The organism is Fictibacillus nanhaiensis (assembly GCF_036213205.1).
In the GTDB taxonomy this organism is placed as follows: domain Bacteria; phylum Bacillota; class Bacilli; order Bacillales; family Fictibacillaceae; genus Fictibacillus; species Fictibacillus nanhaiensis_E.
In genome coordinates, this window is sequence record NZ_JARMFC010000023.1 from 24,690 (window position 1) to 41,067 (window position 16,378).

At 40.3% G+C, this 16,378-nt stretch carries 15 protein-coding genes; all 15 read right to left on the reverse strand.

Annotated elements, in window-relative coordinates; all coding sequences use genetic code 11:
• Nucleotides 1–78: 78 nt before the first annotated feature.
• Nucleotides 79–1,521, reverse strand: a complete 1,443-nt coding sequence (gene mazG / locus P4V41_RS18735) for a nucleoside triphosphate pyrophosphohydrolase (RefSeq protein WP_328086684.1) — start codon at nt 1,519–1,521, stop codon at nt 79–81.
• A complete protein-coding gene (locus P4V41_RS18740; protein WP_328086685.1) occupies nt 1,521–3,110 on the reverse strand; it encodes a polysaccharide biosynthesis protein in 1,590 nt (529 codons plus the stop codon). Before P4V41_RS18740 ends, mazG begins: the two co-directional genes overlap by 1 nt.
• A 184-nt stretch (nt 3,111–3,294) precedes the next feature.
• Nucleotides 3,295–3,831, reverse strand: coding sequence for a stage V sporulation protein T (spoVT, locus tag P4V41_RS18745; RefSeq protein ID WP_197134462.1), 537 nt, complete (start codon nt 3,829–3,831; stop codon nt 3,295–3,297).
• A gap of 144 nt (nt 3,832–3,975) precedes the next feature.
• Entirely contained in the window at nt 3,976–7,515 is a 3,540-nt protein-coding gene (gene mfd / locus P4V41_RS18750; protein WP_328086686.1) for a transcription-repair coupling factor, read from the reverse strand.
• A 341-nt stretch (nt 7,516–7,856) separates the two neighbouring features.
• Nucleotides 7,857–8,087: an anti-sigma-F factor Fin family protein gene (locus tag P4V41_RS18755; protein ID WP_066390519.1), complete on the reverse strand. Its 231-nt coding sequence runs from the start codon at nt 8,085–8,087 to the stop codon at nt 7,857–7,859.
• Nucleotides 8,088–8,151: 64 nt separating this feature from the next.
• Nucleotides 8,152–8,712: an aminoacyl-tRNA hydrolase gene (pth, locus tag P4V41_RS18760; protein ID WP_328086687.1), complete on the reverse strand. Its 561-nt coding sequence runs from the start codon at nt 8,710–8,712 to the stop codon at nt 8,152–8,154.
• A gap of 100 nt (nt 8,713–8,812) precedes the next feature.
• Complete coding sequence (locus P4V41_RS18765; RefSeq protein ID WP_328086689.1) at nt 8,813–9,475, reverse strand: 50S ribosomal protein L25/general stress protein Ctc; 663 nt, start codon at nt 9,473–9,475, stop codon at nt 8,813–8,815.
• Between the two features lie 336 nt (nt 9,476–9,811).
• Complete coding sequence (locus tag P4V41_RS18770; RefSeq protein ID WP_066390512.1) at nt 9,812–10,762, reverse strand: ribose-phosphate diphosphokinase; 951 nt, start codon at nt 10,760–10,762, stop codon at nt 9,812–9,814.
• A 30-nt stretch (nt 10,763–10,792) separates the two neighbouring features.
• Complete coding sequence (glmU, locus tag P4V41_RS18775) at nt 10,793–12,172, reverse strand: bifunctional UDP-N-acetylglucosamine diphosphorylase/glucosamine-1-phosphate N-acetyltransferase GlmU (protein WP_328086690.1); 1,380 nt, start codon at nt 12,170–12,172, stop codon at nt 10,793–10,795.
• Nucleotides 12,173–12,424: 252 nt separating this feature from the next.
• Nucleotides 12,425–12,715 carry a septation regulator SpoVG gene (gene spoVG, locus P4V41_RS18780; RefSeq protein ID WP_066238133.1) on the reverse strand — a complete coding sequence of 97 codons (291 nt, stop codon included), beginning with the start codon at nt 12,713–12,715 and terminating at the stop codon, nt 12,425–12,427.
• 660 nt (nt 12,716–13,375) lie between these two features.
• The gene (locus P4V41_RS18785; protein WP_328086691.1) at nt 13,376–13,753 is read right to left on the reverse strand and encodes a RidA family protein; all 378 of its coding nucleotides are present in this window, start codon (nt 13,751–13,753) and stop codon (nt 13,376–13,378) included.
• The gene (purR, locus tag P4V41_RS18790; protein ID WP_328086692.1) at nt 13,750–14,580 is read right to left on the reverse strand and encodes a pur operon repressor; all 831 of its coding nucleotides are present in this window, start codon (nt 14,578–14,580) and stop codon (nt 13,750–13,752) included. The genes P4V41_RS18785 and purR overlap by 4 nt, the downstream gene beginning before the upstream one ends.
• A 60-nt stretch (nt 14,581–14,640) precedes the next feature.
• Nucleotides 14,641–15,504, reverse strand: a complete 864-nt coding sequence (gene ispE, locus P4V41_RS18795; protein ID WP_328086694.1) for a 4-(cytidine 5'-diphospho)-2-C-methyl-D-erythritol kinase — start codon at nt 15,502–15,504, stop codon at nt 14,641–14,643.
• A 137-nt stretch (nt 15,505–15,641) separates the two neighbouring features.
• Nucleotides 15,642–15,824 carry a small, acid-soluble spore protein, alpha/beta type gene (locus tag P4V41_RS18800; protein ID WP_328086695.1) on the reverse strand — a complete coding sequence of 61 codons (183 nt, stop codon included), beginning with the start codon at nt 15,822–15,824 and terminating at the stop codon, nt 15,642–15,644.
• A 133-nt stretch (nt 15,825–15,957) separates the two neighbouring features.
• The gene (veg, locus tag P4V41_RS18805) at nt 15,958–16,218 is read right to left on the reverse strand and encodes a biofilm formation stimulator Veg (RefSeq protein ID WP_066238125.1); all 261 of its coding nucleotides are present in this window, start codon (nt 16,216–16,218) and stop codon (nt 15,958–15,960) included.
• Nucleotides 16,219–16,378 lie beyond the last annotated feature (160 nt).

Here is a 16,378-nt window from a genome sequence, read left to right on the forward strand (position 1 = left end):
ATAGTTAAGGGTTTCATGATATTTCTCGAGAAAATATTCTCTATTTTTCACTATAATCCTTCTTTGTTGAAAAAAAAATTATTTTGCCTCGTTCCATAAACGGTCCATTTCCTCTAAAGTGACGTCCTCAAACGAAAGACTCCGCTCCTTAAGTGCCTGCTCGATGTAGTTAAAGCGTTTCTTAAATTTACGATTCGTTTCATTCAGAGCTTCTTCAGGATCAATCTTGTAAAAACGTGCTAAGTTCACGACCGAAAACAACAGGTCACCTAATTCTATTTGTTGATCGTCGCCTTCTGCTTCTTGAAACTCATTTAATTCTTCTAAGATTTTATCAATTACCGGTTCTACTTCTTTCCAGTCAAAACCGACTTTCGCTGCCTTCTTTTGAAAAAGAAATGCTTTTTGAATAGCTGGAATTCCCTTTGGCACACCGTCTAATAAAGAGTCACGATCTTCTTTTCCTGCTTCTTGTGATTTTATAGCATCCCAATTGGCAACAACTTCGTCTGCATCATCTGCAGAAACATCGCTGAAAACATGTGGATGGCGACGAATCATTTTCTCGGTTAACGTTTCAATCACGTCTTCTAATACAAAGAAGCCTTCATCCTCACCAATTTGTGCGTGAAGCAGAACTTGAAGTAACACATCTCCCAACTCTTCAGCAAGAGCATCATCGTCTTCTTCATCAATGGCATCTAACACTTCATAAGCTTCTTCGATCAAATACTTCTTTAACGTAACGTGTGTTTGCTTTTGATCCCACGGACAGCCTCCAGGGCCGCGCAGTCGAGCAATAACACTTTTTAAAAAAGCAAAGTCTCTGTATAGCAGTTCTTCTTCTTTTACCGGTGGAACATACACTGCGGTTAAGTTATTTAAAGTTACAGATTGATCTAGCTCGTATAGAGGAACGCGTTTGATAGATTCCTCTGCACTGCCTGCCGCGGTGACTACTGTTACTTCATAATCATCTGGATACTTTTCCATCAGTGTAAGCTTCACTTCAGAAGCGATAAAGTTATCATACACTTGCACGATAACAAGATGATGTCTGACTTGAACTTCATCTTTTCTTAAAGATGTCCCATCAAGAATCTGGCACCCTTCGATCGGATCAATCTTAAGTGTCGTATACATTTCATCAAGGAAACTCTTTCCGCCGGCTACAGAAACCTCGATCGCCTTACTTTCACTTTTATGAAGCAGAATCTGTACAGCTTGCTCTGCAACCAACGGGTGACCCGGCACAGCATAAAGGACATGGCCCTCTACTTCTGCCTTTTCAAATAAAGTCTCAGCAATTTCTTCATACACCGGTTCAAACTGATCATGTTTTTCGTAGATTTCATCAAATGCCACAAATTGTTTTCCTTGTTTCATTAACTCTTCGACTGCAGGGTGATGTATGGTACGCACATAAACCTTTTCAGCTGATTCTAACATGCGATAGATGCCAAGAGTCATCTGGTCTAGATCTCCTGCACCTAAACCGATAATCGTAATCTTTTTCGTCATCATGGTCTCCTTTTTTTAAGACGTTTAAACACTTTTTGGATAAAACCAATAGAATGAAAGACTGAATTCCATTCACTTTGAGAAAAAATTTTGAACATAAAGATACATAGGATGTAAGTTACCGCACCAATAAATGAAGCGCTAATACTAATCAGCAACGCTTGAAAACGAGTGTTGTCATCCATGAATAAATAATTTTCAGCTAGATCTATCCATATATAAACACCTGCACCCATCAAGCTTAAAGATAAGAATAGTTTGAGTGGTGTTGAAATTCTGCTTCCGTTTAAAAACTTTGTAACGAACTGAAGCTTCAATAGTTGGGCAATGGCTGCAGCCATTGTAGCCAATACGGTAGATACTGCCGCCCCCTCCATGCCAAAAGAAGGAATGAGAAGCAAGTTACCTGCAATCTTTATCAATACCGCTATAAGAACGGTGTAGGCTGCAAATCTTCCTTGACCGATTCCTTGTAAAAGTCCTGTTGTCGTATAGATGATCGATACAAAAATAATCGATATACAAAGGATAGCTAGAGCAAGTGATCCATTATCATTTTTAAACAGCATAACATTGAGATGTTTCATAATACAGATCAGCCCTACTGCAGCCGCTCCGCCAAAAACAACTGAAATTTTCACAGCAAGTTTCGCGAGAGATCGAATCTCTTTTTGTTTCTTTTCTGAAACAAGAGATGCCATCTCTGGTACGACAGCAAGTGCTACAGATGCCGCTAGCACTGTTCCTAATTGAAGAAGAGGCTGTCCACGATCAAAAACTCCTTTTAGAAGTTTCGCGTCATAAGCATCCATACCGCTCTCTATCCACACATTAACAAAAAGGAAGGCATCAACAAGCTGCATCAACGCTAAAATGAGCGCGCTTAATGATAAATAAATGCTCGTTTTTAATAGCTCTGCAGCATATAGGAACTTAAATCTTGCTCCAGCTCTATAAGCACTCGCAGCACCTTTTTTCCAAAAGTATAAAAGAAACAACCCTGAAGCGAGTGCTCCAATAACTGATCCTGAAAGGGCTGCCGCTCCAGTTTCATAATATGAATACCCTTTTAAAACAAAATAATATGATAAAAGTAAAATACCTGAAACTCTTATAGTCTGTTCGATTAACTGCGAAACAGCAGTCAGTTGCATATCACCGAATCCTTGATATGCCCCCCTAAAAAATGCGGAAAGTGGAATGAAAAGAAATAGAACAGAGATTACCTTGATTGGCAGCTCCAGATGCCGGTCTCCCATCCATTCTGCCATAAATGGTGCTACGAAAAATAAGAATACGAATGATAATAAACCTAGCATGACAGACGTCCATGCCGCCGTCTTCAATAAATGATCGTCTTTGTTCTTCTCTGAAATGATCATTTTTGATAGAGCCATCGGAAATCCTGTAAACGCAATAGCGACCGCAATCGCATAAAACGGATAAGCTTGTTGAAAGACATAAAAACCAAAATCACCTGTCATGTTCTGATAAGGGATCCGATAAACGACGCTAAGTAATTTTACGATTATGGCAGCTGCAGTCAGCAGCAAAGCCCCTTCCCATACGGAATACTTATTAGAATTCATGGAATACCTCAAGACTTAAAATATATTTCCCGGGACGACACATGTCGACACCATTTGTAAATGTTGAACATAATTCAAGGTATTATACCATAGTCGGACTGTATCGCCCTGCGATATACGATGCTTATTCTTCGATTACCTATAGAAAACAGCCAAAAAAAAGAAAGAGCAGAATCGCTCTTTCTTATTGCTCCATCTGTCTTGCTAAAAATCCAGCTGCAGTTTCAGCAAGTTTTTGCTCTAGCTCTGTAAGCTTCTTGCCTTCTTTCCCAATCATAACAACTGCTCCGATCGGGTCTCCACCTGCTATGATCGGCGCGATAACATGGGATGTGTTTTCTTTGATCCCATCGATTAGTTCAGCGTCAGCTCCGTTGGATTCAACCAAAGTTTTTCTGTCACTCATAGATGCTTCCACTACTTTACCGATGCTTTTATTATGATAATCTTTCTTGGATCCGCCAGCTACCGCAATGTATGTATCACGGTCAGCAATTAACACGACATGACCTGTACTGTCAGCAAGGCTCTCTGCATATTCTTTTGCAAAATCACCAAGCTCATTGATTGGAGAATATTTCTTTAAGATAACCTCTCCATCTCTGTCTACAAAAATCTCAAGCGGGTCTCCCTCACGAATCCGAAGTGTTCTGCGGATTTCCTTTGGGATAACAACGCGCCCGAGGTCATCAATACGTCGAACGATACCAGTTGCTTTCATATAAATAATGCCCTCTCTTTCGGAAGATGATGAATCATTGATGTAACAACAAAATGGTTCCTTCACTGAAAGAATGTTCCATTTTCTAGGTTTATTATTTGTTACATCTCCTGTTCTATTCACGAAAGGGAGGGTTATTATTTTTTAAGGTGTATTTGTTGTCTTTTCTTTCCTTGCATGCTTCATTTCTTTTAGGAAAAGATCGATCTGCTTCAACAGATCCAAGTCTTTTACACGTTTGCGGTTAATAATAACTTTCATCAGGTTACCCTGCATCCCGAGATTTACATGTCGCCCTATCTTATTGGCGATCTCGAACATCTTTCCTCCATCAACCAATGAAGTAGTCTTTTCACTCAGAATCATGTTCACTGTATCCTGCTTCTGTTCGATCGACTTGACGCCTTCTCGTTTTGCACGGAGTTTAATGCCAGCCACTAAAAGCAGACATTCGACTTCTTTTGGATAGTCACCGAAACGGTCGATAAATTCTTCTTGTAAATCGGATATGTCTTTTAGAGCTTTTGCTGCACGTACGTGTTTGTACATCTCGATCTTTTGCTTTTCGTCACCTATATAGTTCGTCGGAATATAAGCATCTACCTCAATATTAAGGTCAACGTCTTCTTCCACTTCTTTTGGTTTGTTGCCTTTTCTTTCTTGAATGGCTTCTTCAAGCATTTGTGAGTACAGATCAAACCCTACAGAGTCGATGAATCCGTGTTGCTGAGCACCTAGAAGATTACCTGCACCACGAATAGATAGATCTCGCATCGCTATCTTAAAGCCTGATCCTAACTCAGTAAATTCTTTAATCGCCTGTAGACGTTTTTCAGCGACTTCTGTTAAGACTTTATCTCGTTGATACGTAAAATACGCATAAGCGACACGGTTAGAACGCCCTACACGGCCTCTTAACTGATAGAGTTGTGAGAGTCCCATCTTATCCGCGTCGTACACGATTAATGTATTTACGTTTGGAATGTCCACACCCGTTTCAATGATCGTTGTAGATACCAACACATCATAATTTCCTTCTAGGAACTCTAGCATGACACTTTCTAGCTCATTCTCAGACATCTGACCGTGCGCATAGGCAACACGGCAATCAGGGACTAGCATAGATATTTGCTCTGCCATTCGTTCAATAGAATCAACACGGTTGTATAAGAAATACACTTGACCTCCGCGACCCATCTCTCGCTCGATCGCCTCTCGAACAAGAGAACCATTATAATCCATCACATACGTCTGCACCGGGAAGCGATTCTCTGGCGGTGTTTCAATAACAGATAAATCACGAACACCTAGCATCGACATGTGGAGTGTACGCGGAATAGGTGTTGCTGTTAACGTAAGTACATCCACATTGGATTTAAGCGTTTTGATCTTTTCTTTATGCGTAACGCCGAAACGCTGCTCTTCATCAATGATGAGCAAGCCTAGATCTTTATATTGAACATCTTTAGAAAGGAGACGATGTGTTCCAATCGCTATATCGACGGTGCCTGCTTTTAATCCTTTAAGCACTTCATTCTGCTCTTTTTTAGATCGAAAACGGCTTAAACTGCCAATGGTGATCGGAAACTCGGAAAAACGCTCACGAAACGTTTCAAAGTGCTGCTGAGCTAAGATCGTAGTAGGAACAAGAAACGCCACTTGCTTACCGTCCATAATTGCTTTAAACGCCGCACGGATGGCCACTTCCGTTTTTCCGTAACCCACATCACCACAAAGCAGGCGATCCATCGGGCGGACGCTCTCCATGTCTTTTTTAATCTCTTCGATGGCACGAAGCTGATCGTCGGTTTCTTGATAAGGGAAGCTTCCTTCAAACTCACTCTGTTCGGCACCATCTTCTGCAAAAGCATATCCTCTACTCGCTTCACGCTCTGCATAAAGCTTGATCAGATCATCTGCAATATCTTGAACAGAAGACTTAACCCTGTTCTTCACTTTCTTCCAATCACTACCGCCTAGAGAATAGATCTTAGGTTCTTTACCTTCAGATCCTACATATTTTTGTACTTGATCGATCTGCTCAACCGGAACATACAATTTGTCGTTGCCGGAATATTTAATATGCAAGTAGTCTTTGTGAACCCCTTTGATCTCAAGCGTTTCAATTCCTAAGTACTTACCGATCCCGTGATTTACATGAACGACATAATCGCCTACTTTTAATTCTGAGTAGCTCTTAATCCGCTCTGCGTTCGTCATCTTCTGTTTTCTTGCAGGGCGTTTCGCCTTTTTCGTGAATACTTCTTCTTCCGTGATAACAACAAGCTTTTGCTTCACAGATTCAAATCCACTTCCAAGATCTCCAAGTAAGATTTGACTCGTCTTCGGCTGAATGTTTTGATCTGATCCAATGATACCTGCATCCATCTCATAATCTGCTAGCACTCGTTCCAAACGATTTGCCCGTTCTTTGTTCATCGCTATAAATACAATCGCAAATCCGAGCTTCTTCCAACGGTCCATCTCACCTTTTAAAACATTCATCTGGCCGTGGAAATTCTGCATGCTCTTACATTCTACGTTCAAAATATTTTGAGGCTGTGTATGAGGTACATGCCTTAAGAACAGAGATAAATATATAATTGGAAACGTCTTTTTATCACCAAGCAACCCATTCGTGTCTGGTGAAATCGTTAAATCTTGAACAAGCTCACCATGCTCAAGAAGTGCAGTCTGCCATTCCGCTTCCTCTTTATCTAGCTGCTGACTCGTTTCTTGAATACGGCCAATTTCATCCATAACAACTAAACTGTCAGGTGATATGTATTGCAAAAGGCTCGCAGGTTCATCGTAAAAGAGAGATGCGTACTTATACATACTTTGAAACTGTTGCTTTTCACGCAATCTTCCTGTTTCATAGCTGATATTTTCAACAAGTGTTTCTTTAAGTGCATCATCTTTAATGTTTTTTAGAGTAGTTGCCAACTTTGCATCTATGCGGTCTGCTGCGTTGTCATAATGTTCATCAAAAAGTATAAGTTCTTCAGCTGGTGCAATAGATATGGTTTTTACCTTATCCTGCGAACGCTGTGTTTCTGCCTCAAAGTATCGAATTGAGTCGATCTCTGTATCAAAGAGCTCGATCCGAACAGGATTCTTTTCGGTAAGCGGGTAAATATCAATAATCCCACCACGAACACTAAATTCTCCAGGTGTTTGAACCATGGATGATCGCTCATAACCCATCGCAACTAGCTTTTTTAATATTTCATCAGAATCGATATCTTCGCCTACCTGAAAAGAAAGACCTGCTTTTTCCCAGACCTCAACAGGTGGCAAGTATCTCCTTAACCCTGCAACAGGTGTGATGATGACACCTTTAAAAGAACGACTCAATTGATTTAAAGCCTCGATTCTTTGGCTTTTCAATTCAGGACTCGATATGGCCATCTCAGATGAGATCAGATCATTTACAGGATATAAATAAACTTCATCTTCAGACAAAAGAGAAGTGAGATCTTCATATAGTTTTTGTGCTTGAAATAAATTATGGGTCACGACGAGTTGAGGTTTTCCTGTATTCTCGTGAAGACTGCTGATAAGCATCGTCCGAGCAGACCCTGAAAGGCCAGTGACTAGTTGTTCTTTCAACCCTCCATTGATGCCATCCATTATAGATTTAAGATCTTCTCCCTGACTAAAATATTTCTTTAATCCAAGCATTCCTTACTCCCCCTCTCACATGAGCTAGTTTTCTATGGTTGAAATATTAGATCTCTTTTCTAAAGCTTTTTTCTAAGAGTTTATTGCTTTCGAGTAATTTATTTCACTTACTTCTCTGAAAAGTTAATTGAAGTGTAAGATGCGAGACTCCTGCGGGACAAGCGGTCAGGTGAGACCCTTAAAGTCGCAACGCGTCAAGGGGCTCACCGCCTGCCCCGCGGAAAGCGAGCATCTGAAACGGAAATCAACTACTTTCAAAAACATCAAGGAACACGAAAACAGCTATTTTAAACAGAAAAAGGCTTTGGCCCGCTTAGATAGGCTGAGGCCAAAGCATTACCTTATTGAATAAAGGATTTCAGCGTATGATACTCCGGATTACGTTCTAGCGTATCCTGACAATCCTCACATGTCGTTGTAACTTCTATATCTCCATTCTCTTTATAGGAGAGTAATTCCTGCCGTTCTTCGTTACTTAATGTTTCAAATCCAAGTTGTGCTGCATTCACAGTGTGGTGGTCAATCGTACCAACATGTGTTTTACAATGCCTGCACCGGTAATGAATAGCCATGCACAGTCCCCTTTCGGTTAGCATTATACTAACCATTATGAGCGGAACATGTGTAATCTATTCTTTAGCCATTAAACTTATTCATAACTTTATCAAACGTTGTGTCTATAAAAGCTTCGCATGCTTTCACAGACCGATCGATACCATGTTCGATATCGATGAGCTCCTCTTTAGAAAAACGGTTTAATACGAAGTCTGGAACTGGCTGCTGGTTCGTCGGGCGTCCGATACCAAATCGAATTCTTTTAAATTCTTGCGTACCAAGATGAGCGATCATGGATTTAATACCGTTATGCCCTCCTGCGCTTCCCTTTGTACGAAGTCTTAGTTTTCCCGGAACCGTATCGAGATCATCGTACACGACGATCATGTCCTCTAATGGAATCTGAAAATAATCCATGAAAGGTCCTATACATTCGCCTGATAAGTTCATATACGTTAGCGGTTTTAATAAGAAGACTTTTTCTCCTCCAACTACACCCGTCCCGTACATACCTTTGAACTTTGTTTGCTGTAGTGGGATATTTAAGGAGTCTGACAATGTATCAATCACTTCAAAACCTATATTATGCCGGGTACCATCAAAACGAGATCCAGGGTTCCCAAGCCCAATAAACAATTTCACTCTATGTTCACCTTACCTTCAATTGTCTTATAAACATTATACACAATTGGGTTAACAGAATAAAAACGCAGCGGCCGCTGCGTTTTTATGTTCAATCATTCTATTCGTCTTTCTGTTCTTCTTCCTGACTGTCATCAGTGACAGATTCAGAAGATTCTGGAGCATCTCCTTCTGCATCCGCTTCTTCTGTCTCTTCATCCGTTTCTTCATCTTGAAGTTTTGGAGGTGTTACACTCGCAACCACTTCGTCTTCCTCATGAAGAATTTCGTATTTTTTACCTGTTGGTAAGTCCTTAACAGATAAGGAGTCGCCTATATTTAAATCTTCTACAGAAGCTTCCAATTGTTCTGGGAAGTCAGCAGGTAATGCTTTAACGTTTACTGTTGCAAGTACACGCTGCAATACTCCGCCTTCTTTAACACCAACAGATTCACCTGTTAGAACAACCGGCACCTCTGCTTCTGTTTCTTTATTTAAGTCAATTGCTAAAAAATCTACGTGCGTAACAGAATTTTTTAAAGGATGGATTTGCATATCCTGTACCATGACAGAATAGTCCTTTCCATCTACCTTTAATCTGAGTACGCCATTCTTACCTACTTCTCTGTAAGCTTTAATAAATTCAGGCTCATCAACGGATAAAGAAACAGCTTTAGTCCCATAACCATATAGGTTTGCCGGGAAATGTCCCTTACTTCTTAATTCCGTTAAAATCGAACGTTTGTCTGTATTTCTTTTTTCGACTGTTAGATTCGTTGCCATAATGAGATCCACCTTTCCTATTTCGAGTCTCTTTAAAGCATTACCCGAACTGAAAGATTTTAAAACGTAAAGTTAGAAATCGATTTAGCAAGCATTTCTTAAGCGAAAGTTGATTCAGACTTTGTTACGAAATTTATTAATTTTTGCTTAAGAATAGTTTTTCTGTTCCTTCCCCGAAAAGTTGATAGGAGCGCAAGGTGCGAGACTCCTGTGGGACTGGCGGTCAGGTGAGACCCTTAAGGGCGCATAGCGGCAAGGGGCTCACCGCCTGCCCCACGGAAAGCGAGCAACCTGGAGCGGATATCAACACTTTCAAGGACAAACAGTTATAAGATCTTAATCAAACAATTTAGAAACAGATAATTGCTCGTGAACGCGAATAATAGCTTCTCCTAATAAAGGAGCTACAGAAAGCTGTGTTACTTTATCAATCTTCTTCTCTTCAGGAAGAACGATCGTGTTTGTAACAACAAGCTCTTTAATAGAAGAATTCTGGATGCGATCCATCGCAGGGCCTGAAAGTACTGGGTGCGTACAACACGCATAAACTTCTTTTGCCCCATTTTCAACTAGTGCATTAGCTGCTAGAGTGATCGTTCCAGCCGTATCAATAATATCGTCGATTAAGATCGCTGTTTTTCCTTCAATGTTACCTACGATGTTCATAACTTCAGATACGTTCGGGCGAGGGCGTCGCTTATCAATGATAGCGATTGGTGCTTTTAAGCGATCAGCCATCTTTCTTGCTCTAGTAACTCCGCCATGATCAGGCGATACGATTACGATATCATCTAGTTCTTTGTTTGCAAAATAATTTGCTAAGATCGGCACACCAAGTAATTGATCAACTGGGATGTCGAAGAAGCCTTGAATTTGAGTCGCATGAAGATCGATTGCAATTACACGAGTTGCACCAGCCGTTTCAAGTAGGTTAGCTACAAGTTTAGCGGTGATCGGCTCACGAGCACGAGCTTTACGGTCTTGACGTGCATATCCATAGTAAGGCATTACTACGTTAATCGTTTTTGCAGAAGCACGCTTTAAAGCATCAATCATAATTAAAAGCTCCATTAAGTGCTGGTTAACGGGATCACTTGTAGATTGAATAACGTAAACTTCACAGCCACGAATACTTTCTTCAATGTTAATTTGAATTTCCCCGTCACTAAACTTTGTTACTGAACTTTCTCCAAGCTCAATTCCAATGTGCTGAGCAATCTCCTTTGATAATTCCTTGTTAGAATTTAACGTGAAAACTTTCAATGTAGGATCTACATACGTACTCATTGATGGCTCCATCCTTCCCCACTCTTAAAATTATTGGTTTTGTTTTTGATTTAACTTTTGAACATAGTTTTCTTTGACAGTTTGACGCGATCGCGCAATCGATAAAGACTCAGCAGGAACATCATTTGTTATTGTTGAGCCAGCTGCAACATAAGCATTTTTGCCAACAGTTACCGGAGCAACTAAGTTGGAGTTACAACCGATAAACGCCCCGTCTTCAACCTTTGTTAAAAACTTGTTCTTACCATCGTAATTCACTGTGATTGACCCGCAGCCTAGGTTAACATCTTTTCCGATCTCAGCATCACCAATGTAGCTAAGATGAGATGCTTTGCTTCCTGTACTCATCACTGATTTTTTTATTTCTACAAAGTTTCCGATCTTTACATTGTTCTCAAGAACGGACTTCGGACGGATGTGAGCAAATGGACCGATCGCCGTCATGTCCCCTACTTCACTATCGTGAATAACAGATTGACGAATCGTGTTTCCATTTCCAATAACACTATCTTTAACCTCTGATTGAGGGCCGATAATGTTTTCTTCCCCTATTTTCGTATGTCCTAAGATTACAGTCCCAGGATAGATGACTGTATCACTTCCGATTTCTGCGTCATCTGAAATATAGGTTTGATCAGGGTCGATCAACGTAACACCATTTCTCATATGACGTTCGTTGATTCGTTTCTTCATATAACGTTCAGCTTGCGATAAAGCTACTCGATCATTTACACCAAGTGTTTCATTAAAATCTGGTGTTTGATAAGCCGCTACTACTTCGCCTGCATTTTTTAAGATTTCTATAACATCTGGCAAATAATATTCGCCTTGTACGTTCTCGTTGTTCACTTGTTTAAGCGCATCAAATAACGCTTTATTATCAAAGCAGTAAGTTCCTGTGTTGATCTCAGTTACTTTGCGCTCTTCTTCTGAAGCGTCTTTGTGCTCGACATTACGTTCTACAGTTCCTTCGCTGTTACGGATAATGCGTCCGTAGCCAGTAGGATCTTCAGCCTTAGCTGTTAGAATCGTTGCTTTTGCACCAAGAGACTCATGCTCAGCAATCAGCTTTTCCATTGTTTCCGAAGTAATAAGAGGTGTATCACCACAAACAACAAGTGTGATTCCTTCTTTATTTGCTAGGGCGTTTTCAGCCTGCATAACAGCATGTGCTGTACCAAGCTGCTCTTCTTGAAGCACGTACTGAACGTCTGAGCCTAATTGATCCTGAACTTTTTCAGCACCATGGCCGACAACAGCGACCAACTGTTTCATTTGAAGAGAGTTGATCTGATCAACTACATGTTGAACCATCGGCTTCCCACAAACAGGATGCAATACTTTATATAATTTGGATTTCATCCTTGTTCCTTGACCCGCAGCAAGAATGACCGCATAGCGATTTGTCATTGTGAACCTCCATCCATTTGCTAAATCTTAAATATTTCTTAACATACCATTACGAATATATCTTAAACACGTATTCATTTCAAGAAGTCACGTGGGATTGTCAATGGTTTGATAAATTTTGTTTAGAAATGAGGTGTTTTTCTTGAATGAAAGGGGTATATATAGGAAGGTTCTCTCTTATGAGGAAAAAAGAGCAAATAAAAAGAACCCAATCAAATCGATCTGACCAGGCTCTAAATTCTTATTGAGATATTAAGATGCTCCTGCTTCTTCTAAAGCAGACTCCATCTCTCCCATACGGTGATATTCTGTTAACACCGCGTTTTGGATCTTCTCACGTGTACTAGACGTGATTGGATGCGCGATATCACGGAACTCCCCATCTGGTGTTCGTTTGCTTGGCATAGCCACGAACATTCCATTATTGCCATCAATTACCCTAATGTCATGAATAACAAATTCATGATCGATTGTAATGGAGGCAATCGCTTTCATACGACCTTCTGTATTTACACGGCGTAATCTTACGTCAGTCACTTCCACTTACAAACACCACCTTTTTCCAAAATAAGAACGTAATACTATAATTCTGCAGTTTTTTACAAAATCCTTCTTTGAATAATAAAAATTTTTAAAAAATTTATGAGGTCTCTCCCAGCCTAGTATTGTAAGGTTTATTTTAAGCGGTTTTATTACCTCGTAGCGCACCGTTCAAAGTAACGAAGAAATTTGCTTCGTTTTTACTTGTAGTGACTGAAGATCAATTACTTCGGTCAGCTTTTTTATCAATTATCAACGCGTTGCTGGGTTAAGCGCGCATTCTTTAAGGAAAATTAACTAGATCTTAGAATAGAATAGGTCGTGATAACAGTTAAGTGTAAGAGAACTGGTTTATTTCAGCTCATTGTCGGTACTCACAAAGGATTTCAAGTATACCTTTTGGGGTATTCATGACCATAATTCATGAAATAGGATAAATAATCCTAGTAGAAATTTTGGAGATAATCCAGCGCGTTTTCCTCATATATCGGCGAGTTTACATATTTCGACAACTATTAGCCAGTCCTATACCCTCTACTATAACCGTTGACTCACTTAAACAAGCTTCCTAACTCTCAGCTGACACTTCTCATACAACCAAGAATTGCTGCTAATCAATATGATTTTTTAGAGACAAAAAAAAACAAGCCCCATAAAAGGGACTTATTTTGTAAGTGCGATAACTTCTATTTCTACTTTCGCATCTTTAGGAAGACGTGCGACTTCTACGCAAGATCGTGCTGGCTTATGCTCGTTAAAGTATTGGCCATATACCTCATTAATATCAGCAAACTCGTTCATGTCACTAATAAAAACCGTTGCTTTGACGACTCCATCAAGTGAAGAGCCCGCTTCTTTCAAGACCGCTTTCAGATTTTGAAACACTTGATGCGTCTGTTCTTTCACATCGCCTTCAACCATAACTCCTTCTTTTGTAAGAGGAATCTGACCTGAACTGAAAAACAACTGATCGATGACGATCCCTTGAGAATAAGGGCCGATTGCTGCAGGAGCTTCTTCTGTATGAATTTTTTTCATCACGTTTGACCTCCGTTTAGAAAGTAATTACCTTTTTCTACTTCAATGCGATTTTCTTTTTCGTTCACTTGTGCAAGTCGTGCAATGGATACATAATCATCTACAAGTCGTTCTGAAACCTCTTGCGCCTCAACGAGTACGCCGATGCCTTCAATGTGTGCCTGAAACTCTTCGATCAAGCTGATCATTCCCTTGATCGTTCCGCCAGCTTTCATAAAGTCATCGATGATGAGTACACGTGAGCCCTGTTTAATGCTTCTTCTTGCAAGAGCCATCGTCTGGATACGTTTTGTTGAACCCGAAACATAGTTAATACTCACTGTAGATCCTTCTGTTACTCGGCTGTTGCTTCGTACTACTACGACAGGAACGTTAAGATGTGTTGCTACTGCGTAAGCAAGGGGAATACCTTTTGTTGCGATCGTCATGACAACATCAATTTTTCGTGATGAGAAAACAGATGCAAACAGCCTTCCGATCTGGTTTACTAATCTTGGGTTACCGATGATATCTGTAACGTACAAATATCCTCCAGGTAAGATGCGGCTCGGATCTTCGAGCAGCTCAACGAGTTCTTTCACTGTTTCTTCTGCTTCTGCTTGATCTATGCCTGGAATATATTTAACGCCGCCGGCCGCACCGGGAACCGTTTGAACATGACCTAAGCCATGCTGCTCAAAGTGTTCCTTAATGATAGCAAGATCCTCGCTTATGGATGATTTAGCCGATTCGTACCGTTCTACAAAATAAGACAAAGGGATGAGTTGATGGGGATGGTGAAGAAGGTAACCTGTTAAATCTACCATTCTTCCGCTTCTTTTTAATTTCATATTATCCTCCAAAACCGAATGTTTGAAGATAATATACCATTTTTATACGGATTTTATCAATCATTCCCCTAATAAACGAACCGCATAAACTTCATGACAAAAGCCTCTTAAACCATTGTACACTCTTTGGAGGCGGGATTCGTGCTGAAATAGCCCAAATACAGTTGGTCCGCTTCCACTCATTAGAACAGCGTCTGCTCCGAGTCGCATCATCTGTTCTTTAATGTGTTTAACTTCCGGGTACATCTTCAAGGTAACCGATTCTAAAACATTTCCTAAAAGGCCGCAGATTTTATCATAATCCTTCTCCTCGATTGCTTTTACCATCCCTTCCACATCAGGATGCTCGATTCCTTGTAGCTTTAAGTTACGATACACTTCTCCTGTTGATACTCCGATCGGTGGCTTAGCTAAGAGCACCCAACAAGGAGGTGGTGAGGAAATATGATGAATCTTTTCACCTCGCCCCGTCGCTAAAGCTGTTCCTCCATACACGCAAAAAGAAACGTCTGAACCGATCTTCGCACCAAGCTCAGCTAATTCATCTAGGGACAGGCTAAGTCCCCAGAGTTCATTAAGTCCTTTTAAAGTAGCTGCCGCATCACTGCTTCCGCCAGCTAATCCAGCTGCAACAGGGATATGCTTTGATATATGTATATAAACACCTTTTGTTATGTTAAATGTTTTCTTTAGGAGCAATGCTGCTTGAAAGGCAAGATTGCGTTCATCAAGTGGAACAAAGCCACCTGAACTTTCAATTTTGATTTCGTCCGTTTCTAATAAAGTGAGTTCGATCCGGTCAGCCAGATCTACCGTGGTCATTACCATAGCCACTTCATGAAATCCGTCTTCTCTCTTACGCAAAGCATCGAGAGACAGATTAATTTTTGCTGGAGCTTTAATGGATACTTTATTAATTGTCATCATTATCCCTGCCTACCATCTTGCACAATTTTGATATTTTTAATAGTAACACAGTATATGGAGTGAAATATAGATAAAACCATCTCTGTAGAGGAAAACCGGAGACACAATGGCCTCCGGTTAAAGCTACCGCATATTTATCTGTTTTCGTTGTTATAACGTTGTTCAGCTATCTCCAAAGCGCGTTTAACCATATTTCCTGCATCTTTAGAGCGAATTCCACCCCAGCCTTCCCGCTGGACCGTATCGTAAAAACCAAGTTCTTTTGCGAGCTCTGTTTTTAATCCTTCAGACATCATTCCGTTTTTTCTTCGTCCCATGAGAAAACCCCTTTCATATGCGATACATCAATAGTATCTCCAAAAGGGGTTTTATCTTACGTGATGGTGCTGATTATATGTATGTTTTATGCCGACCACAATCAGCAAGTAAAAAAAATAGCAGTAAAGATTCTTACTGCCCGATTGCTGCTTGTGTATCTTCTAAGAATGTAAGTTCTACTGTTTCTGTGAGTACATCCGCGTAACTATAAGAAACACGTTCAAAAGCGTTGGTGTCCTGATCTAATTTGATAATAAAAACTGCCGGGTATGTTTCTTCCAGTGTTCCAAGTCGTTCGATCGTTTTACGTCGACCGCCGTTCGCACGTAAAGAAAGTCTTCTACCCACGTTGGACTCTAAAGAGCGTCTAATGTCCACTATTGTTTTACCCATTTTAGGCTCCACCTCACTTAGACAAATTATAACACAAATCGCGTTTTTTTGTCAAATTAAAATTTTCATTATAGCAAGCAAAGCATTTTCATGTCAATGACCAAATATCCTTTTTTTGCTTTTTTTAGTATGCCAAATTTCCTGTACATTATGTATAAAA

Bases quoted from the DNA above. Each gene is read 5' to 3' on its own strand.
- mfd (WP_328086686.1), bottom strand. From the start codon at position 7,515: ATGCTTGGATTAAAGAAATATTTTAGTCAGGGAGAAGATCTTAAATCT.
- purR (WP_328086692.1), bottom strand. From the start codon at position 14,580: ATGAAATTAAAAAGAAGCGGAAGAATGGTAGATTTAACAGGTTACCTT.
- P4V41_RS18765 (WP_328086689.1), bottom strand. From the start codon at position 9,475: ATGGCAACGAATCTAACAGTCGAAAAAAGAAATACAGACAAACGTTCG.
- P4V41_RS18755 (WP_066390519.1), bottom strand. From the start codon at position 8,087: ATGGCTATTCATTACCGGTGCAGGCATTGTAAAACACATGTTGGTACG.
- P4V41_RS18740 (WP_328086685.1), bottom strand. From the start codon at position 3,110: ATGAATTCTAATAAGTATTCCGTATGGGAAGGGGCTTTGCTGCTGACT.
- spoVT (WP_197134462.1), bottom strand. From the start codon at position 3,831: ATGAAAGCAACTGGTATCGTTCGACGTATTGATGACCTCGGGCGCGTT.
- mazG (WP_328086684.1), bottom strand. From the start codon at position 1,521: ATGACGAAAAAGATTACGATTATCGGTTTAGGTGCAGGAGATCTAGAC.
- glmU (WP_328086690.1), bottom strand. From the start codon at position 12,172: ATGACAAATCGCTATGCGGTCATTCTTGCTGCGGGTCAAGGAACAAGG.
- P4V41_RS18800 (WP_328086695.1), bottom strand. From the start codon at position 15,824: ATGGGACGAAGAAAAAACGGAATGATGTCTGAAGGATTAAAAACAGAG.
- ispE (WP_328086694.1), bottom strand. From the start codon at position 15,504: ATGACAATTAATAAAGTATCCATTAAAGCTCCAGCAAAAATTAATCTG.
- veg (WP_066238125.1), bottom strand. From the start codon at position 16,218: ATGGGTAAAACAATAGTGGACATTAGACGCTCTTTAGAGTCCAACGTG.
- P4V41_RS18770 (WP_066390512.1), bottom strand. From the start codon at position 10,762: ATGAGTACGTATGTAGATCCTACATTGAAAGTTTTCACGTTAAATTCT.